At 40.6% G+C, this 19,842-nt stretch carries 15 protein-coding genes; 3 read left to right on the forward strand and 12 right to left on the reverse strand.

Annotation, left to right across the window (positions count from 1 at the left end):
* Window positions 1-14: 14 nt before the first annotated feature.
* Window positions 15-2,198 (forward strand): DNA mismatch repair protein MutS, encoded by a 2,184-nt coding sequence (locus EZJ28_RS04915; RefSeq protein ID WP_131395522.1) that lies wholly within the window; start codon window positions 15-17, stop codon window positions 2,196-2,198.
* Between the two features lie 4 nt (window positions 2,199-2,202).
* Window positions 2,203-2,619, forward strand: a complete 417-nt coding sequence (locus EZJ28_RS04920) for a thiol-disulfide oxidoreductase DCC family protein (protein ID WP_131395524.1) — start codon at window positions 2,203-2,205, stop codon at window positions 2,617-2,619.
* On the opposite strand, the gene EZJ28_RS04925 is transcribed toward EZJ28_RS04920, so the two are convergent.
* The 5 genes from EZJ28_RS04925 to EZJ28_RS04945 form a co-directional block, all read right to left on the reverse strand.
* The gene (locus EZJ28_RS04925; protein WP_131395526.1) at window positions 2,616-3,950 is read right to left on the reverse strand and encodes a dicarboxylate/amino acid:cation symporter; all 1,335 of its coding nucleotides are present in this window, start codon (window positions 3,948-3,950) and stop codon (window positions 2,616-2,618) included. The two genes, EZJ28_RS04920 and EZJ28_RS04925, sit on opposite strands and share 4 nt — an antisense overlap.
* Window positions 3,951-3,970: 20 nt before the next feature.
* On the reverse strand, window positions 3,971-5,035 hold the full coding sequence (aroC, locus tag EZJ28_RS04930; protein ID WP_131395528.1) for a chorismate synthase: 1,065 nt from the start codon (window positions 5,033-5,035) through the stop codon (window positions 3,971-3,973).
* A gap of 133 nt (window positions 5,036-5,168) precedes the next feature.
* On the reverse strand, window positions 5,169-5,543 hold the full coding sequence (locus tag EZJ28_RS04935) for a PleD family two-component system response regulator (protein WP_131395530.1): 375 nt from the start codon (window positions 5,541-5,543) through the stop codon (window positions 5,169-5,171).
* 3 nt (window positions 5,544-5,546) lie between these two features.
* Window positions 5,547-7,100, reverse strand: a complete 1,554-nt coding sequence (locus EZJ28_RS04940; protein ID WP_131395532.1) for a PAS domain-containing sensor histidine kinase — start codon at window positions 7,098-7,100, stop codon at window positions 5,547-5,549.
* 108 nt (window positions 7,101-7,208) lie between these two features.
* Window positions 7,209-10,142: an FAD-binding and (Fe-S)-binding domain-containing protein gene (locus EZJ28_RS04945; protein WP_131395534.1), complete on the reverse strand. Its 2,934-nt coding sequence runs from the start codon at window positions 10,140-10,142 to the stop codon at window positions 7,209-7,211.
* Window positions 10,143-10,271: 129 nt separating this feature from the next.
* Here EZJ28_RS04945 and EZJ28_RS04950 point away from each other — a divergent pair, with 129 nt between their 5' ends.
* Window positions 10,272-10,775: a hypothetical protein gene (locus tag EZJ28_RS04950; protein ID WP_131395535.1), complete on the forward strand. Its 504-nt coding sequence runs from the start codon at window positions 10,272-10,274 to the stop codon at window positions 10,773-10,775.
* A 56-nt stretch (window positions 10,776-10,831) separates the two neighbouring features.
* Here the strand turns inward: EZJ28_RS04950 and bshA are convergent, their stop codons facing one another.
* From bshA to EZJ28_RS04985, 7 genes are all read right to left on the reverse strand, one after another.
* Window positions 10,832-11,962 (reverse strand): N-acetyl-alpha-D-glucosaminyl L-malate synthase BshA, encoded by a 1,131-nt coding sequence (bshA, locus tag EZJ28_RS04955; RefSeq protein ID WP_131395538.1) that lies wholly within the window; start codon window positions 11,960-11,962, stop codon window positions 10,832-10,834.
* Between the two features lie 3 nt (window positions 11,963-11,965).
* Window positions 11,966-14,893, reverse strand: a complete 2,928-nt coding sequence (locus EZJ28_RS04960; RefSeq protein ID WP_131395540.1) for a glycoside hydrolase family 3 N-terminal domain-containing protein — start codon at window positions 14,891-14,893, stop codon at window positions 11,966-11,968.
* On the reverse strand, window positions 14,893-15,378 hold the full coding sequence (locus EZJ28_RS04965) for an ABC transporter ATPase (RefSeq protein WP_131395542.1): 486 nt from the start codon (window positions 15,376-15,378) through the stop codon (window positions 14,893-14,895). The genes EZJ28_RS04960 and EZJ28_RS04965 overlap by 1 nt, the downstream gene beginning before the upstream one ends.
* A gap of 88 nt (window positions 15,379-15,466) precedes the next feature.
* Window positions 15,467-16,258 carry a (Fe-S)-binding protein gene (locus EZJ28_RS04970; protein WP_131395544.1) on the reverse strand — a complete coding sequence of 264 codons (792 nt, stop codon included), beginning with the start codon at window positions 16,256-16,258 and terminating at the stop codon, window positions 15,467-15,469.
* A 31-nt stretch (window positions 16,259-16,289) separates the two neighbouring features.
* Entirely contained in the window at window positions 16,290-17,630 is a 1,341-nt protein-coding gene (locus EZJ28_RS04975) for a (Fe-S)-binding protein (protein WP_131395547.1), read from the reverse strand.
* Window positions 17,631-17,636: 6 nt separating this feature from the next.
* The gene (locus EZJ28_RS04980; protein WP_165499029.1) at window positions 17,637-18,590 is read right to left on the reverse strand and encodes an MlaD family protein; all 954 of its coding nucleotides are present in this window, start codon (window positions 18,588-18,590) and stop codon (window positions 17,637-17,639) included.
* Window positions 18,591-18,646: 56 nt separating this feature from the next.
* Window positions 18,647-19,768: an N-acetylmuramoyl-L-alanine amidase gene (locus tag EZJ28_RS04985; RefSeq protein WP_131395551.1), complete on the reverse strand. Its 1,122-nt coding sequence runs from the start codon at window positions 19,766-19,768 to the stop codon at window positions 18,647-18,649.
* Window positions 19,769-19,842: the final 74 nt, after the last annotated feature.

Here is a 19,842-nt window from a genome sequence, read left to right on the forward strand (position 1 = left end):
AGGGAAAAATTGATATGATTAAAATTAGTTCGAGGAGTCTTGAAGATCTTGAATTTCCGGTGGTGTGTGAACAGATCAGCGAATTTTGCATTACCGGGCTGGGAAAGGAAAAAGCTCTTAAGATTCAACCTTATCCAAATTATAAAAAGACGATTTTTGGCCTGGACCAGACCAATGAATATTTCAATTCAAAGACGAAGGATCAGCCCATTCCAAATCACGGTTTTGATTCCATTCAGCCAGAGATCAAATTACTGGGGATAGAAGGATCTCTTGTGGAGATCTCAGGCTTCAGAAAGATCGCCTCCATTACCGAAACGGTAAATACTCATCTAAGGTACTTTCAGAAATATTCTGAATATTATCCGGCTCTTTCGGAAACGGTTTCACATATTGAGTTTGACCTAAGCCTCACTAATAAGATAAATGGGGTTATAGATCGTTTCGGCGAAATGAAGGATGATGCCTCTCCTCTATTACAGGATTTAAGGCGCTCTATTAGTTCGGTAAAAGGAAAAATAAATTCCAGTTTTAATTCGGCTCTTACCTCCTATCAATCTTACGGATATCTTGATGAGATCAAGGAGAGTGTAGTAGAGAATGTACGTGTTCTCGCTGTGAAAGCCATGCACCGAAGAAAGGTGAAAGGCGGAATAATGGGGAATTCAAAGACCGGAAGCATCGTTTATATTCAGCCCGAAGCGACCTATCAGTTTACCAGGGAGCTCAACAACCTTGAATACGAAGAGAAAGAAGAGATAAAAAGGATCTTAAAGGAGCTAACTGAATTTGCCAGACCTTACCGGGAAATATTGGTCGAATACCAGGAACTCCTTAGTGATATAGATGTAATAGCCGCCAAATCTAAATATGCTGAAAAGATTAATGGGGTATTGCCTAAAATAAGTAAGGAAAGAGAACTGGAATTGAGGGACGCATATCACCCCCTCCTCTACTTAAACAATAAAAAGAAGGGAGAAAAGACCTTCCCTCAAAGTATCCAGCTGGCTCCCGATAATAGAATAATTGTTATTTCGGGTCCTAATGCGGGGGGTAAAAGTATTACTCTTAAAACTGTTGGTTTGTTACAGGTAATGCTTCAAAGTGGGATTCTTATTCCTGTTCATGAATACAGCCGGGTATGCCTTTTCAAAAAGGTTCTAACCGATATAGGAGACAATCAGTCCATAGAAAACCATCTGAGCACCTATAGTTACAGACTTAAGAACATGAATTACTTCCTTAGAAAATGTGATGATAAAACCCTTTTCCTTATTGATGAATTCGGGACAGGTAGTGATCCTGAACTCGGAGGTGCCCTTGCAGAAACATTTTTGGAGGTGTTCTATGAAAAAGGTTCGTATGGTATACTGACCACCCACTACGCCAACCTGAAAAAGCTGGCTAATGAGTTGCCCGATATGAGCAATGCTAATATGATGTTCGATAACCGCACCCTGGAACCTGTTTATAAACTTCAAGTTGGTGAAGCTGGAAGTTCATTTACCTTTGAAGTGGCTCAGAAAAATGGAATTCCGTACAGTCTTATTAACCGTTCTAAAAAGAAGGTGGAAAGAGGAAAGATAAGGTTTGACAGAAGTATCGCCAAACTTCAGAAGGAGAGGTCAGAATTAAGGAAAACCACAGATTCACTTAAAACAAAAGAGGAAAAAGCGGCTGCACAAAAGGAAAAGCTAGAAGAGATCAACACAAAGATCCAGCAAAAACTAGAGAGTTACCAGGAACTTTATGATACCAACCAAAGGCTTATCTACCTTGGCCAGAAGGTAAACGATCTTAGTGAAAAATATTTCAACGATAAACGAAAAAAAGAGTTGATCGGAGAGTTTCTGAAGATGGTTGAGATAGAGAACTCAAAAAGAAAGAAAGAGGATAAAAAGAAGCAGAAGGCCAAAAAAGCAAAAGAACGTCAGATTAAGCAGGAAGTTCAGAAAAAGATCCAGCCTATAAGGCAAAAGAAAAAGGAAGAAAAAAAGAAAGAAGAAGAGATCAAAAAACAGAAGGCCAACAAACCTAAAGCAAAATTAAAGGTTGGGGACCGGGTGAGACTTGAAGATGGGAAGGCCGTGGGATCTATAGACAGTATAGAAAAAGGAAAGGCCATAGTGAATTACGGAATGTTTACTACTTCAGTAGGACTTGAGCAATTAGAACTCGTGCAGGCTGCTAAAAAATAAGTATATGGATAATTTACCTGAAAATAAGAAGATCGTATTGTTTGATGGTGTCTGCAATCTCTGTAATGGCGCCGTACAGTTCATCATAAACCATGATAAGAAAGATATTTTCAGATTTGCCTCACTACAGAGCGAAACCGGCAGGAAACTGGTATCAGAACGCGGACTTGATCCGGATAAGATAGACTCCATTATGCTAATATACCCCGGAGTAGCTTATTACCGAAAATCTACAGCGGCTTTGGAAATCTCTCGAGACCTTTCAGGAGGATATTCATTACTAAAGAATTTTCTTGGCTTACCTGAGGGATTCAGAGACCTTATCTATGATCTTATAGCGAACAACCGCTATAAATGGTTCGGGAAGAAAGATGAGTGTATGATCCCTACTCCCGAACTAAAAGCTAAATTCCTGGATTAAATTTTTTCAGTTTCCGAAACAGTTTCTGCCTCCGGGTGATAATCATCGTCCCATTCCTTAACATTTGGAGGTCCCATCATGTCTACTGACTTGGCAACCATTAGAGAAACAGCAGCATCTCCTGTCACATTAACCGTAGTTCTGCACATATCCAGAGGTCTGTCAACCGCAAAGATCAAAGCAAGTCCAGCTTCCGGAATTCCTGCCTGAGCTAATACGATCACAAGCATTACCATTCCGGCTCCTGGTACAGCTGCAGAGCCTATTGAGGCAAGGGTCGCAGTCATAATGATTCCAAGTTGAGCTCCGATAGTTAGATCCATCCCAAAGGCCTGCGCAATGAATACAGCCGCTACTGCCTGGTATAAGCTGGTTCCATCCATATTAATAGTTGCGCCAATTGGAAGAACGAAACTGGTTACCTCTTTATGAACTCCCATATGTTCTTCTACCCTTTCCATGGTAACTGGAAGCGTCGCAGCACTTGAGCTGGTTGAAAAAGCCAGTAACTGTGCGGGAGCAATTCCGTTTATAAAGAAAGAAGGTTTGTTTTTGGTGAATACCCAGACTAACAGTATATAGACCCCTATCATAAGGGCAAGTCCAATCAAGACAGTAAGCGCATACATTGCCAGCGCCGCGAAAAGATCGGCACTCGGTGACTCAACCACCAGGGCGGCCAGAAGTGCAAAAACACCATAAGGCGCCGTGAGCATTATAAGATCGATTAGTTTAAGGATAACTTCATTGAATCCATCAAAGAAGTCCTTAACAGGTTTTGCAGTCTTTTCGGGAATAAGGATAAGACCAAGTCCGAAGAAAATGGCGAAAAAGATCACCTGGAGCATATTCCCGTTATCGCTGGCAGCACCAAAAATATTACTTGGCACAAGGTCTTCCAAAGCCTGTAATGGTCCTGCATCCTTCTGTTTTTGGGCATCAGAGATCCTTACTGAAGCATCCCCTTCATAACTCGCAATAAGATCACTTCTTGTCTCTTCTGATATCGTACGTCCCGGACCTATAAGATTCACCATTACTAGACCGATGGAAACCGCAATTACTGTAGTTATTATGTAAGTTGCTATGGTTCGCGTACCCATTTTGGACAATTTAGAGATATCTTTTAGATCTGATATCCCTTTGATAAGGGACGCGAGAATAAGTGGCACTGCTATCAGTTTTAAAGCATTTATAAAGATATTACCCAATGGTTTTATCCAGTCACTTACAAACTCTGCGCCCCAGCTAAAATTTGTCATGATCAGGGCGAACAGAACCCCGGCAACCATTCCTAATAAAATCTGCCAATGCAGTGCAAGTTTTTTCATATTGGTTTGTTTCTAAAAAATTAGATTTTCGATGATTTATTCTGAAGAAAATAATCGGCAAGTACGAGGGCTGCCATAGATTCAACAATTGGAACGGCTCTAGGAACAACACATGGATCATGACGACCTTTCCCCTGCATTTCAACTTCTTCCCCTTTTGAATTTATTGTCGCCTGCTTTTGCATAAGCGTGGCTACCGGCTTGAATGCTACCTTAAAATAAATATCCATTCCATTGGAAATACCACCCTGTATTCCGCCGCTTAAATTGGTTTTGGTAGAACCATCTGGATTGAACATGTCATTATGCTCACTTCCTCTCATTTTTGTTCCTTCAAAGCCACTACCATATTCAAAACCCTTAACGGCATTAATAGATAGCATAGCCTTTCCAAGTTCAGCATGCAACCTGTCAAACACAGGTTCTCCAAGACCTTTCGGAACATTTTTTATCACACATTGCACAGTTCCACCAACCGTATCGCCATCGCCCCTTATTTCCTTAATATAAGCTTCCATTTCTGAAGCCATTTGAGGATCTGGACAACGAACAGGATTATTCTCTATCTCTGAAAAGTCAAGCTCGCTAATATCTTTATCAAGCTGCAGTTTACCGACTGAAGAAACATAAGCGGTGATCTGTACATTGTGAAGCAGCTGTTTCGCAATACTTCCAGCCACTACACGGCAGGCAGTTTCCCTGGCCGATGATCTTCCACCACCCCGGTAATCCCTTATTCCGTATTTTTCATCATAGGTATAATCGGCATGGGAAGGCCTGTAAGTATCTTTTATGTGAGAATAGTCTTTTGACTTTTGATTAGCGTTCTTAATGATAAAACCAATAGGCGTACCTGTGGATTTGCCTTCAAATATACCCGAAAGAAACTCTACCGTATCTGGTTCTTTACGCTGAGTAACGATTGCCGATTGACCCGGGCGCCTTCTGTCTAGATCAGTTTGTATTGCTTCTATATCTATGTCTAATCCGGCAGGGCAGCCGTCTATAACCCCTCCTATAGCCACACCATGTGACTCACCGAAGGTGATTAATTTGAATAATTTACCAAAGGAATTTCCGGGCATTCAGATGATTTTGAACAAATGTAATTTTTTAAGCACATATTTAAAAATAGAAATCCGTTTTATATAGCAATAAGCTTTCTTTCTATTTTCTTAAGACCTTTCCCGGAATATTATTTTATCATGCAAATTATTATTAATCTTTCCCGGAGTGTTTTTCCAGGATCTCATTGGTCTTGGAGATAAGGGTTTCCATATCAAATGGTTTGGCAATGAATTCGGTAGCGCCTGCAGATTTACACACTTCACCGGCATTATGAAGCGCAGACATCATGATGATTGGGATCTGCGGTACATCCTCATCCTCTCTTAATTCGGCACATACATCGGTACCGTCCACACCTGAAATCAGCTTATCCAGAAGCAAAAGCTGTATATCATTCTCAAGGATATTCTCCTTGGTTTTTCCAGGTTGTTGTGAAATTGTCACATCATGCCCGCTAAACTCAAGGATGTCTTTCAGCATAAGTCCTATGCTCTGATCATCATCAACAATCAATATTCTAGCCATGGTTTAAGTATGATTTAGGGGTATTAAAAAGGTGAACTCCGATCCTTCCCCAGGCTCGCTATTCACAAATATTTTTCCGTTATGTCTTTCTATAATTTCATTTGAAAGATATAATCCTATTCCGAAACCTGCATAGGTTTTTTCATTTTCTGAAGAAACCCTATAGAAACGCTGAAAAATTCTGGTGAGATCCTTTTGCTCTATTCCAATCCCGAAATCCCGAACGCTAACTCCAACCATATTCCTTTCTTCCTTAAAGATCTTTATCTGGACCTTCTTATTATCAGGAGAATATTTGAGCGCATTAGTAATAAAATTAATGATCACCTGTCCAATCCTGTCTTTATCAGCTTTTACCTCACCTTCATACTCATGATCCAATTCTATCTGCACATCTTTATGAATATAAGATATATCTTCTATTATATTCTCTAAATGTTCATTGAGACTAAAATTTTCCTTATTTAATTCAAGTTCATTCTTCTCAATCCTTGAAAGGTCCAGCATTTCAGAGATCAACCTGATAAGACGCTCCACCTGACCCTCAATTCTATACAAATAAGGTTTTGTAATGTTGTTTTCGTCATTCTGTATTATGGACTGTAATAGCTGAACATAACCTTTAATTGAGGTCACCGGGGTCTTTAATTCATGGCTAACCAGTTTCAAAAAGTCCTGTTTGCGCTGCTCTTCTTCCTTTAATTTCTGTATCTCTGTGCTGGAGCTTATCCAAGAGGTTATAATGCCGTCATCTTTCATGGCGATCGCCCTGTGTAAATGCCACTTATAGTCCCCACTCCTATTCCTTATCTTCAATTCCAGATCGAGATCCTTACCGGATTTCAGAGATTCCTTCATTTCATCTTCAAATTTCTTAGAATGCTCAGGGTGTATGAGTTTGATCCAGGGTGCTTCCAGACACTCCTCCATATTGAGGCCGGTATAATCCACCCAACTTTGGTTAAAGAACACCGGATTTCCATCCGCATCTGCAATACTTATTTTATGGGGCATAAAGTCTACTAGCTCGCGAAATTCCTTTTCGCTTTTTTTTACCTTTTGATGGAGTTTTGTCTGGCTTGTTACGTCCTGAGCAATAACTCCCACACCAATTACCTTCCCCTGGGAGTTATACTGAGGCATATATGAAAAATCGAAAAACGATTTCACCATTTCTCCATTCACGTTATGCTCTACGGGTAAACTCCGGGCATGATATGGCTCTCCCTGATAATATACCTGGTGTAAATATCCTTGAATTCCCTGCTCCCTTATTTCGGGAAGAACTTCAAATAGAGGTTTTCCCACTACATCGCTTCCTTTACCCCAGACTTTAATAATACTGTCGTTGGCAAATTCAATGCGGTGTTCAGGTCCTTTCAGAAAAGTAATAAGGGCTGTTGAAGAGTATATCAGACTTTTTAGCTGATAGATCTCTTCTTTTAATTTATTATTAGCTGCCGTAATGAAAGATAGCTGCTCTTCCACCGCAAGTTTTTCTTGACGGCTTTCAGCCAACTCCTTTTCCAACTCCTTAATTTGTAGTTCTTTATCCATCCGCTGCTAATTCTTCATTGTATCGGTAAACTTGACGTGGCATAAATTTACCATTAAATGATAGCCGGTAAAGGATTTTTTAAAAGCCTTAACAGAAAATCCTAAGGTTTAACTTTTTGGGTTTTTTAAAGCATTCCTTAGAATAGTTACAGGATGTAAAGCCAACCTTCCGGTCCCATCTTTAATCTGATGTCTACAGCTGGTACCATTTGCGGCAATTATGGCAGATTTATCTGATTTTCTTACGGCAGGAAATAGTGAATTCTCTCCTATTCTCATACTTATCTCATAATGTTCCTTTTCATAGCCAAAAGACCCGGCCATTCCACAACAGCCTGAAGGAATGATGGTAACTTTATAATTTTTTGGAAGATTAAGAATATCAAAGGTACGTGAGGAGCTTGAAAGAGCTTTCTGGTGACAATGGGCATGTATCTTTACGGTCGCATTTTTACCGGTAAACTGTTCCTGTGTTATATTTCCAGCTGCTATTTCCTGTTTTATAAATTCCTCTACAAGAAATGTATTGTTCGCGATCTTCTTCGCAGCATCCTTATCATCTGAAAGCCTTAAATATTCATCTCTAAAGCTCAATACGGCCGAAGGTTCAACACCCAATAGTAGAAATTCCTCAGAGATAAGTTCTTTAAAGATGCTTATGTTTTTATTCGCGAGCTCTTTCGCCTTACCTAGAAATCCTTTTGAAATCTGGCTTCTGCCACTTTCTGGATGATCTACGATTAGTACACGATACCTCAGTCCCGCCAGAAGGTGTAAGGCATCCTTACCTACCTGAACATCCAGATAGTTAGTAAATTCATCATTGAATAAATAGACAGTTTTGATACTATCCCGAATATCGAATTTAGCCTTATTCTTTAAATAATACTCTTTAAGCGTTTGTTTGGCAACTTTGGGCAATTCCCTTTCTTTTGCCACCCCCATTATCTTTTTAGCTATGCCAGAAGTAAAGCCATTGGTCATTACAAATCTGGAAATGCCAGGAAACTTTGCAGCCATGGCGTTATGCTGGGTAATATTGGCAAAAGCCTTATCCCTGAAGCTTGGCTTGTTATTTTTATGATATTGATGCTGAAATTCAGCCTTCAAAGAAGCCATGTCTACATTAGAAGGACATTCGCTTTTACATCCTTTGCAGCTTATACACAGGTCCAGTACTTCCTTAAGCTCAGGATGATCAAAACGATTTGCCTTATCAGAATTCGTCAGGAACTCACGTAAGGCATTGGCCCGGGCACGGGTAGTATCCTTTTCATCTTTCGTGGCCCTGTAGCTTGGACACATGGTTCCCCCTGCTTCAACCGATTTACGACAGTCTCCACTCCCATTACATTTTTCAGCCAGGCGAAGTATACCGTCAGCATCCGAGAAATCCATTAAAGTCTCTATCTCCGGTTCGGTCCTGTCTGGAACATACCTTAAGGAAGTATCCATAGCGGGAGCATCCACTATTTTACCCGGGTTAAAAATATTTTCCGGATCAAAAGCTTTTTTCACTTCTCTCAAAACCTCGTATAAATGCTCTCCATACATCAGTTTTATGAATTCAGCCCTTACACGGCCATCACCATGCTCCCCACTTAAGGAGCCGTTATACTTCTTAACCAGTTTGGCAACATCAGTTGTAATATTTCTGAAAAGCGATACTTCTTCAGACTTCTTGAGATTGAGTATGGGTCTTAAGTGAATTTCACCGGCCCCGGCATGAGCATAATATACGGCCTGCTGACCGTATGATTTCATCAATTCGCTGAATTCTGCAATATAATCAGCAAGAACCGGAAGCGCCACGGCGGTGTCTTCAATACAAGCAACAGCCTTTTTATCTCCTTTCATATTCCCCAGGAGTCCGAGGCCTGCCTTTCTTAATTCAAGCGCCAATTCTATCTGGTCATCATAAAGAACTGGGAAGGCATATCCGAGCCCTGAATCTTCCAGTGATTTAAGCAGGGATTTCACTTTACCCTGAAGTTCCACCTCAGAATCAGACCTTAATTCTAGCATAAGAATTGCTTCCGGATCACCTTCAATAAAAAATCGATTTTCACGATATTTTAGACTTTCCTTGGTGCAATCAAGAATCACTTTATCCATCATCTCGCAGGTGAAAAGTGAATGTTCCATTGCCGGAACTACAGCCTGCATACAATTGTCTATACTGGCAAAATGTGCCGCCACCATTGCGGTATTAGACGGAGGCAGCTCGTCAAGCTGAAGGGTGATCTCAGTAATAAAGGCGAGCGTACCTTCGCTTCCAGAAATAAGCCTGCATAGATTGTATGGCCTGGCATTATCTTCAAAAATCTCACTGTCCAGCAGTTCATCCAGCGCATAACCTGTATTTCGTCGATGCAGACTTGAAGGGGGATAATGGGTTCTTATCTCTTCCTGATTCTTACTATCACGAAGTTTATCATCTATCTTGCGATAGATAGCTCCTTCGAGATTCTTAAGTTGAAGTTTTTTCTGATAATCTTCTTTACTTATATCACCGAAATGAACCCTGGAACCATCGCTAAGAATGGCTTTAAGGGAAACCAGCTTATCCCGGGTGGTTCCATATTTTATCGAAGTGGTCCCACTGGAGTTATTTCCAACCATCCCCCCTATCATACACCTGTTTGAGGTGGATGTATTAGGACCGAAGAAAAGACCGTGTTTAAACAGCCGCCTGTTAAGATCATCGCGTATAACGCCGGGCTGGACGGTTACCGTTTTCTTTTTTGGATCTATATTAATAATATCAGTGAAATTCCTGGACACATCAACCACAATACCGTTACCGGTACACTGTCCAGCAAGAGAAGTTCCAGCAGTTCGGGGAATTAATGAAGTATTATTTTCCCTGGCAAAATCAATTAAAACAACGAGATCTTCTTCATTTTCAGGGTAACAAACTGCAAGTGGAATTTCCCTGTAAACAGAGGCATCTGTGGCATAAATGCTTTTCCATAAGTCATCATAAAACAACTTTCCGGTAAGCTGACCGGCAAGTTTCTCCAGGCGTTTATTCTTTTTCATATTCAAATTTATAAGTTTTCCGGGAAGTTAGCTTAACAGTTTTTTAATTAATATTAACAATACATTTGCGAGAGTCTTCGTTCTTGTAACGCTATTCAAACTAAATTTGTCTATCAAAAACAATCAAATATGAAAAAACTAGTGCTTCTAGCGGCCTTAACTATAGGCGCTGTATTTTGTAGTGAATCTAACGCCCAAACGATTTCTGAAAATGCAATAGGACTTAGAGTTGGTGGCGGTAATGGAACTGGAGCAGAAGTTTCTTATCAAAGAGCAACCAGTGGAAATAACCGTCTCGAATTCGACTTGGGCTGGAGAAATGATAGTTCACATTATGATGCTATAAAACTGGTTGGTCTTTACCAGTGGGTTTGGAACATCGAAGGTGGATTTAACTGGTATGTAGGTGCCGGTGCCGGTCTGGGTAATTATGATCATAAGCATGATCATCATAATCATAATGATGACGACGGTATCTTCGCTTTAATAGCCGGGGATATAGGAATTGAATATAATTTCGACTTCCCTCTGTTATTATCATTGGATTTTAGACCAGAGATTGGATTTTCTGATTTTCATGATTATAGTGAATTCACTCCCGATGTCGCATTGGGAATAAGATATCAGTTTTAGATTTCTTAAATAGGTTTAAGAAAGAAGAGGTGGAGATCGAAAGATCTTCACTTTTTTTATGCCGTTGCGAGAGCTCTCTGGTAAAGTTCCTCATACCTTGGAACAATCTCATTCACATCATATTTCTTTGCAGCTTCCAGGGCCTGGCTTTTGAATTTAGCCAGCTGATCCGGATCTTTAAGTATTGAAATCGCACTTCTGGCCATTCCCTCTACATCGCCTACCTCATGAAGAAAACCTGAAAAATTATCGATATTCACCTCTGGTAAACCACCTGTATTAGAGGATATTACGGGTACCGAGTGAACCATTGCTTCAAGTGCTGCCAAACCAAAACTTTCAGTTTCTGACGGTAAGAGGAAAAGATCTGAAAAGCAAAGTATCTTATCTATCTCATTGCTCTGACCAAGGAAAAGGACCTTATCTCTTATCCCAAGTTCCCTCACGAGTTTTTCGGCAGGTTCCCTTTGGGGTCCTTCACCTACCATGAGCAGTCTGGCTTTTAATTTCTTTTGTATCTCAAAAAAGACCTTTATTACATCATCAATTCTTTTTACCTTCCTAAAATTAGAAACGTGAGATATGATCATTTCATCATCTTCAGCCATAATTCCTCTCTGACAATCGGTAAAAGCCTGTTGTTGATATTTTGCAACATCTATAAAATTCGGGATGACTTCGATCTCTTTCTTGATATTAAAAAATTTGAGAGTATCATCTTTAAGACTCTCAGATACTGAAGTAACAAAATCACTGTGGTTAATGCTGAAATTCACGGCTGGCTTATAAAACGGATGATTACCTACCAGGGTAATATCTGTACCGTGCAGGGTTGTTACCATTGGAAGGTTTATTCCTTCATCCGCAAGCATTTTCTTTGTCATATAACCCGCATATGCATGGGGTATCGCGTAATGAACGTGCAATAGTTCTATACCATAATTTTTAACCACGTTAACGAGCTTACTACTCAAAGCCAACTCGTAAGGCTGATAATGAAATAAAGGATATTCCGGTACATTCACTTCGTGAAATCTAATGTGACTGGAGATGGTTTCTAACCTTACCGGTTGCTTGTAGGTTACAAAATGTATCTCATGCCCTCTTCGGGACAGGGCAAGTCCTAATTCAGTGGCTACAACCCCACTACCCCCAAAGGTAGGATAACAAACAATGGCAATTTTCATCGGTTAAAAATCTATGGATTCGTATATAACTTTTTGTATTTCAGACCGTATATCTTCCCGGATCAGCTTCCGATTATTGGAATCGGGATAAGTACGATTTGACAAAAATACATAAACAATTTCTTCTGCGGGATCGGCCCAGGCAAGAGTTCCTGTAAAGCCGGTGTGGCCAAAGCTCATCATGGAAACACAATTACACGTGGGACCCGCTTCACTTAGCTGTGGCTTGTCAAAGCCCACCCCACGCCTCACATCGTCTTCACAATAATAACACGTGTTATACTTATCTATGGTTTCCTGACTCAGAATTCTTTCTCCACCGTAAATCCCACCATTTAAAAAGGTCTGCATGATCTTGGCTACATCATTAGCTGTGCTGAACAGGCCCGCATGACCACCTATACCTCCCTGCATGGCCGCACCCTGATCGTGAACAAATCCTCGCACCACCTGGCGCCTCCACAATTTATCATCTTCGGTAGGTGCGATTTGCAAAGTATCAAAGCGCGTTAAAGGAAGAAAACCTGTATAATTGGCTCCAATAGGCTTGTAAAGATGTTCCTGGGTAAGATTATGCAGATTACTATTGTAATAGGATTCCAGGTAGTATTTAAGCAAATAATAGGGAAGGTCGCTGTATCTGTATCGAAGTCTTCCTTCCAGTTCACTTTCCTTAATAATATTGACGATGGTGTCTCCAACATCATTTCTTATGTACATATTGTTAGCCACCTGAGTATTGTACAGATCTGATGGGGTATCACTGTAATAGTTTGTTGATAGTTTACTGGATTTAGGTTCGAGTGTGGAAATATAAAATGGGATCCACGCCTGTAAACGGGCATAGTGCATGAGCATATCCTGCAACCTGATGGTGCCTTTATTGGAACCTTTAAAAACTGGCAATAATTCTTCCAGTTTAGTGTTAAAATCAATCACTCCCTGTTCATCAAGCTCCATTACCAGTGGAAGGCTAGCCAGTATTTTGGTAAGTGAGGCTAGGTCATAAATCGTAGTATCTGTAACCGGAATATCCTTTTCATAGGTTTGATAGCCAAAATTCTTTTGATACACTATTTTTCCCTTTCTCGCCACAAGAACCTGGGCACCGGGAGTCATCTTTTTATCAATAGCGACATCAATTATGCTATCTATCTTTTTGAGCTTAGCCGAATTCATACCTACACTTTCCGGTGCTCCATAGGAAAGCCTGTTAATACTTCTTGTATTAAAGCCTGTCCCTTCGGGGAATTCATTCTTAATGCTTACCGGTAATCTGCCTTTTGCTTCCAGTGCACCAAATATAACCTGAGCCACCTTCTGCTGGGCCACGGGATGATTTTGATAGCCTATCAGAATACCCTCCAGATTAGCAAAGCTCTTAATATCCAGAAGTGCATAAGGACGGGTAAAAACTGAGAGTACCGTTTTATTCCTGCGGGCGATCTCATGTAACCATACCAGTTCCTTATTGGAGAACTTATAGGAAGACCATGGACTTTTATCCGATTTATGATAACCAACCACTACATAATCATAGGCTTCCAGTTTTTGAAGGAGATCAGATAATTTCTCATCCTTTACCCAGTCAACTTCCCCGTATTTTTTCATCTGGGCTAAAAAATCACTGCCATCCGCATCACCAAAATTAACATATGCGATCTTCTGTTTGACCAGGTCTTTCACAGGAACCACCGCCTTATTATTCTTAATAAGAGTTACTGCGTTTTCAAACAATTCATGTAATAGCGCATTATCCCCTGAAGTATTCAACTCTTCGTTCAGGAAAGTAGTAGAAATCGGTTTAAAGTCACTGAGTCCCACCTTATACTTGGCCGCAAGGATCTTTTTAACCGAAAGTTCCAGTCTGTTTTCGGAGATCACACCTTTATTATAAGCTTCAATGATACTCTGTGAAGCCTTTGCCACATCCTCGCTCATTAGAAGAACATCATTTCCTGCAAGAAAAGCCTGCAGATCCACCTCGCCTGGTTCTTTGTTCCCCGCAACACCTTTCATACCCAACGCATCTGTAAAAATAAGACCGTTAAAACCCATATTCTTTTTCAGAATATCGGTAACGATGCTTTCAGATAGCGATGCGGGCAGGCCGTCTTTAGGTTCCAGTGCTGGAACATTAAGATGAGCGACCATAATACTGCTGAGACCTTCAGGAATTAATTGTTTATATGGATATAACTCCACATTATCTATGCGCTCTGCACTAAAGTTAATTGTAGGAAGTGATTTGTGGGAATCCTGGTCGGTATCTCCATGACCTGGAAAATGCTTCGCAGTACTCAGAGCGCCCTCCCGCTGCATTCCCCTCATAAAAGCCAGGGCCTTTTCTGTAACGTTCTCTTTGCTTTCTCCAAAGGACCTGTTTCCTATAATAGGATTATCAGGGTTGGTATTAATATCTACAACGGGCGCAAAATTAAAATGAACACCAAGTCTCCTCGCATGACGGGAAATAGCAGCACCGGCATCCTCGATCAGTTTATTGTCTCTTATAGCACCCAGGGTCATATTCCATGGAAGTGCAAACGTACTGTCAAGTCGCATGGCCAGTCCCCATTCAGCATCCATCCCTACCAGTAAGGGGACATCAGACATTTCCTGAAATTCATTGGTGAGTTTTGCCTGTTTTAAAGGGCCTCCCTTAGAAAAAATAAGGCCTCCAATATGATTTTCTTTTATGAGTTTTCGAATGGTATCTGCCTCATTATTATTCTGAGACCAGATGCTCGCCATAAAAAGCTGCCCAACCTTTCGTTCAAGGCTCATTGAATTATATACGCTATCCACCCACCTCTTTTGCGCAGGAAAGTTTTCTGCCAGGAGCGGATCACCGTCCTGAGGGAAAGCGCTGGCTGAAATTAGTAGGAAAAGTAAGAATGTATAAAATCTTCGAGGCTGCTTCAACTTCATTAATTCATAAAACGTTTATGCCAGCTTTCAGAAGCAGGCACTTCCCAGTCTGAAAGATATTCGGCTTTATTGTTTACAAGATTATTAAATACGATGGTCTTTGATGAAACCGCTTTTTCTTTAGCCATCTTTCTGAAATCTGAAAGACTCTTATAAGCGATAAATTCTCCCTGTTTATAGGATACGTTCATCTTATCAAGCAGATCAACGTTATATTCCTTTTCAAGCTGCTGAATAAAGTTTACCGAGGCATCGATGGAACATCCTGATGCTGCATTAAGCTGCTGATCCAGAGCTATGATGATAAATCGATTGTATTTGATATCATAGGAGGCCTTAAGATCGGCTCCATGAGCAGTCCAGCTCTCTATGAAAACATCCAGTTTCCCGGATATCTCTTCGAGCTCTTCCTCTGTAAAACTTCTATTGGCCTGGTATATCCATACCCGAGCACTGTCGGGCAGAGTTTCAAATGGTACTAACATAGTTAAGGGCTAAATTAAATTGTTACAAATCTAATTTTTTTAGCCATGGACTCAAATATAGTACCGGGATTTAACTTTTTATGTTTTTTTACAGATCTTTGGCATTCGCAATAAGCTCAGCCACATCCATCACTGCCACGCTGTCTTCTTTATCCTTACCTTTTACCCCATCGGTCATCATGGTATTGCAGAATGGACATCCTGCGGCTATGATCTCAGGATTCGTCTCCAAAGCCTGTTCTGTTCTTTCGATATTTACATCTTTATTGCCTGGTTCGGGTTCCTTGAACATTTGCCCGCCTCCGGCACCGCAACAAAGACCTTCTTTTTTACACTTTCTCATCTCCACCAGCTCTACCTCCAGTTTTCTCAGTAGATCACGAGGAGCTTCGTATTCGTTGTTGGCTCTGCCCAGATAACATGGATCATGAAAGGTAATCTTCTTTCCTTTGAATTTACCTCCCTCTACCTTTAATCTGCCTTCATTAAGCAACGCCTTAAGGAACTGGGTGTGATGCATCACCTCGTAATGTCCTCCAAGTGAAGGGTATTCGTTCTTAAGCGTATTAAAACAATGAGGACAGGCAGTTACTACCTTTTTGATCTCATAGCCGTTGAGTACCTCAATATTGGTGGCAGCCTGCATCTGAAACAGGAATTCGTTACCAGCACGTTTTGCAGGGTCCCCGGTACAGCTTTCTTCAGTTCCAAGAACTGCAAAATCAACCCCGGCCTGATTGAGTAGTTTCACAAAGGCTTTGGTGATCTTTTTTGCACGGTCATCGAAACTACCGGCACAACCCACCCAGAAAAGGACTTCGGGTTTTTTACCTTCTGCCATATATTCGGCCATTGTAGGAACCTTAAGTGCTTCTGCCATATTATTGGTCTTTTTATTCTGTTTCTAAATCTTATTTTTCTTCAACCCAATTCAAACGATCCATCTGGTTGTAAGGCCATGGAGCACCGTTATTTTCAATATTGGTCATTGCGATAGCCAGCTCATTTGGTGCTGCACTCTGCTCCATCATAAGGTATCGTCGCATATCAAGAATAATTGAAAGAGGATCTATACTAACAGGACAGGCCTCCACACACGCATTACAGGTAGTACATGCCCATAATTCTTCCCGTGTTATATAATCGTCCAGTAATTGCTTACCATCCTTCTCGTATTTCCCATTCTTATTGATCATTTCTCCTACCTCTTCCAGTCTGTCTCTGGTATCCATCATGATCTTTCTCGGAGAAAGCTTCTTACCTGTCTGATTAGCGGGACATTCTGAAGTACAGCGTCCACATTCAGTACAGGTATAGGCATTTAAAAGCTGAACCTGATTGAGGTCAAAAACATCTGAAGCCCCAAACTTCCCAGGTTCTTCCTCGTCTTCTCCTTCGGCCGGCGCTGCAAAAGGATCGGCATTTGGATCCATCATAAGCTGAACTTCCTTCTTGACAGCCTCAAGATTATCAAATTCACCCTGAGGGGTAAGTTTTGATAAGTATACATTTGGGAAAGCAAGCAAAATATGAAGGTGCTTGGAATAATATAAGTAGTTAAGGAAGAAGAGAATCCCAAGTATATGCGCCCACCAGGCCACCCTTTCGATAATTATCAAAGTGGAATTGCTCAACCCATCCATAAGCGGTAATAAATACTGACTCACTGGAAAACTTCCCATGATACCAGCTTCAGAAGCATAATGTGCAGCTCCATTTAGTTGCAGCTGATAATCGGCCGCGTTCATGATGAGGAAAAGCATCATAAGAACCATCTCAAAATAAAGGATATAATTGGCATCATTTTTAGGCCAGCCCTTCATTTCCCTGCTCCAAAATCTTTTTATTTTACTGATATTCCTTCTTGTCCAGAAAATAATTACACCTACCAGTACTAAAAGAGCAAGGATCTCAAAAGCACCAATAAGTACATTATAAAAACCACCCAGGAAGGACAGTACCCGGTGGGTACCAAAAATACCATCTATAATGATCTCCAGAACTTCTATATTAATAATAATGAAGCCCAGATAAACGACGATATGAAGCGCACCCGCGAGTGGACGTCGCACCATTTTGCTTTGTCCAAGAGCGATCCTTGCCATTTTGGCAAATCTCTCTCCGGAATTATCAGACCTGTCTATTTCTTTTCCAAGTTTTATATTCCTGATAACTCGCCTTATGTTCCTGGTGAAGAAACCTATTCCCGCCACCAGGGCAATTACAAATAAAATCTGTGCAATAATCTGCATGGTTGGTTATTTTAGAGAGTCTTTTGGCGGATCATACGGACCTGGGTTTTTGCCAAAAACCGAAAAATGAACATAACGCTTCGGATTGAGCTTTACATCCTGAAGCAACTCTTCAAGCTGTTTGGTGGCGCGGTCCAGGTTATTATAAACGGCATCATCATTAATAAGCTTAGCTGCCGTACCGTTCCCATTATTAAGTTTGTCTGAAACACTTTGGAAATCGGCCACCACTTTCTCAAGATCAGAAGTAAGCTTTTTCACATCCATACTCGTAAGAGTATCAGAAAACCTATTGAAATTGGTGGACATCTCGTCCAGATTCGTAAAAGTCCTGTCTAGTTTCTCTGAATTCCCCTGAACTATCCCTTGAAGTTCCTCAGCAGTGATCCTGAAACTGGTAACTGTATGATCCAGATTTTGGAAAGTACCACGAATATTGTTTCTGGTAGAATCGTTCAGAATGTGGTTTATGGCAGTAATCATGGAGTCGGCACTTACAATAGTGTTCTCCAGTTTCTCCTGAAGTGGAGTAAGGCGATCGTTCACAAGTTCCATGATTCCTTCTTCCTTGCTACCCTGCAGTGTATCTCCATCTTTAGCCATCCCTACATTTGAATCATATTTAGGAATAATGGCCAGGGATTTCCCACCAATTATATCTCCTCCATAAATTCTGGCTTCACTATTCTTTGAAAAAGGAAAATTTTTCTTAACGGTGAAGCTCACGAGAAGTTCACCCCTGTTATTCAGAAAATCGATCCCTGTAATCTTACCTACTTTCAGACCATTAATAGTTACTTCTGACGAGGGTGACAAACCTTCAACATCATCATATACAGCATAAAACGTTCGACTATTATCTAGAAGATTTTCTCCTTTAAGAAAACTATAACCGAATATTAAAATCACTATCGCCGTAATAGCTAGCAGGGCAGTCTTTACCTCTCTGGAATATTTCAAAAGCAAACTTTTTAAAGGATAAGCACAAATTTAGAAATAAAAATAGAAAAGCCGTTCTATTTCAGTCTAGATTTTAACGCCTCATTAACCGATATCTTGTCATCGTTTTTAAACGCAACAATATAACTGTCTGGATATCCTTTTTTTATTGCTTCCTGATGTATCTGCTGAATTTTCAGATAATCTGATGTTTCTCCGTAGTAGTATTTATACAATTTCCCCTCTTTTGTACGCTCAATATTCTGAAGCCCTTTAAAATTATAAGGTTTAGTTTCAAGTTTTTTAGACCCGGCTGCCAGTTGAACCTTAAAGGTAACATCCTTATAGATGCGAGTGGGCGTTTCAGCAATTCCTTCGGTTTCCTGAGGGTGATTTACGGCAATACTCTCAAGTGTATTAAGGTTTATTGTATGGCTATATTCAATAATCGCACTGGTGATGGCGGTCGCCATTTTCTCCCTTCCTGTATTACTATTCAGATATGCCCCTTCATGGTCGTTGGTTAAAAAGCCAGTCTCTATAAGAACACTTGGCATATAGGTTTGATGAAGCACAATAAAGCCAGCCTGCTTAACTCCGCGGTCCTTTCTCTTAAGCTTATTGGTAAACTGTTTCTGTACAAAATCGGCAAGCAGGATGCTCTGGTCAAGATATTCTTCCTGCATTATGGTGAGCCCTATAAATGATTCCGGTGAATTAATATCAAAATCGCTGTAGGTGATTTCATAATCTTCCTCCAGGTAGATCACAGAGTTTTCACGCTTGGCCACCTCAAAGTTGGTCTCGTTACGATGAAGACCTAACACAAAGGTCTCAGTTCCATATGCCTGGGAATTATGGGCGTTACAGTGTACAGAGACAAAAAGATCGGCATTGGCATCATTAGCGATCTTACCTCTTTTTTCCAGCGGAATAAATACATCTGTTTTTCGGGTATAGACCACATCGACCCCTTCATATTTCTCAAGAGCCTCTCCTATTTTTAATACAATGCTTAAAGCGATGTCCTTTTCACGGTAACCATTTCCTATATTTCCCTTATCCTTTCCACCATGGCCTGCATCCAGCACTACAACAAATCTGTCCATATTTGGTGGAATTTCAGCGGAATATCCTCGATTGGAAAAACCGGTTACCAGAATTGCAAATACGAAAAGTTTAAGTAAGTTCGTTCTCATAAAAAGCTAACGCTTAAGTGGGGTGAATATTTTAATTACTATTTTTCCTGCGCTCTCAAAAGTCACCTGAAAAA

Source organism: Gramella sp. KN1008, from assembly GCF_004332155.1.
GTDB lineage: Bacteria > Bacteroidota > Bacteroidia > Flavobacteriales > Flavobacteriaceae > Christiangramia.

What these genes read in the sequence shown, in the direction of transcription:
- EZJ28_RS04965 (WP_131395542.1), bottom strand. Translation starts at nt 15,378, where the DNA reads ATGTTAGTACCATTTGAAACTCTGCCCGACAGTGCTCGGGTATGGATA.
- EZJ28_RS04915 (WP_131395522.1), top strand. Translation starts at nt 15, where the DNA reads ATGATTAAAATTAGTTCGAGGAGTCTTGAAGATCTTGAATTTCCGGTG.
- EZJ28_RS04945 (WP_131395534.1), bottom strand. Translation starts at nt 10,142, where the DNA reads ATGAAAAAGAATAAACGCCTGGAGAAACTTGCCGGTCAGCTTACCGGA.
- EZJ28_RS04935 (WP_131395530.1), bottom strand. Translation starts at nt 5,543, where the DNA reads ATGGCTAGAATATTGATTGTTGATGATGATCAGAGCATAGGACTTATG.
- EZJ28_RS04985 (WP_131395551.1), bottom strand. Translation starts at nt 19,768, where the DNA reads ATGAGAACGAACTTACTTAAACTTTTCGTATTTGCAATTCTGGTAACC.
- EZJ28_RS04920 (WP_131395524.1), top strand. Translation starts at nt 2,203, where the DNA reads ATGGATAATTTACCTGAAAATAAGAAGATCGTATTGTTTGATGGTGTC.
- EZJ28_RS04970 (WP_131395544.1), bottom strand. Translation starts at nt 16,258, where the DNA reads ATGGCAGAAGCACTTAAGGTTCCTACAATGGCCGAATATATGGCAGAA.
- EZJ28_RS04950 (WP_131395535.1), top strand. Translation starts at nt 10,272, where the DNA reads ATGAAAAAACTAGTGCTTCTAGCGGCCTTAACTATAGGCGCTGTATTT.
- aroC (WP_131395528.1), bottom strand. Translation starts at nt 5,035, where the DNA reads ATGCCCGGAAATTCCTTTGGTAAATTATTCAAATTAATCACCTTCGGT.
- bshA (WP_131395538.1), bottom strand. Translation starts at nt 11,962, where the DNA reads ATGAAAATTGCCATTGTTTGTTATCCTACCTTTGGGGGTAGTGGGGTT.
- EZJ28_RS04925 (WP_131395526.1), bottom strand. Translation starts at nt 3,950, where the DNA reads ATGAAAAAACTTGCACTGCATTGGCAGATTTTATTAGGAATGGTTGCC.
- EZJ28_RS04975 (WP_131395547.1), bottom strand. Translation starts at nt 17,630, where the DNA reads ATGCAGATTATTGCACAGATTTTATTTGTAATTGCCCTGGTGGCGGGA.
- EZJ28_RS04960 (WP_131395540.1), bottom strand. Translation starts at nt 14,893, where the DNA reads ATGAAGTTGAAGCAGCCTCGAAGATTTTATACATTCTTACTTTTCCTA.
- EZJ28_RS04940 (WP_131395532.1), bottom strand. Translation starts at nt 7,100, where the DNA reads ATGGATAAAGAACTACAAATTAAGGAGTTGGAAAAGGAGTTGGCTGAA.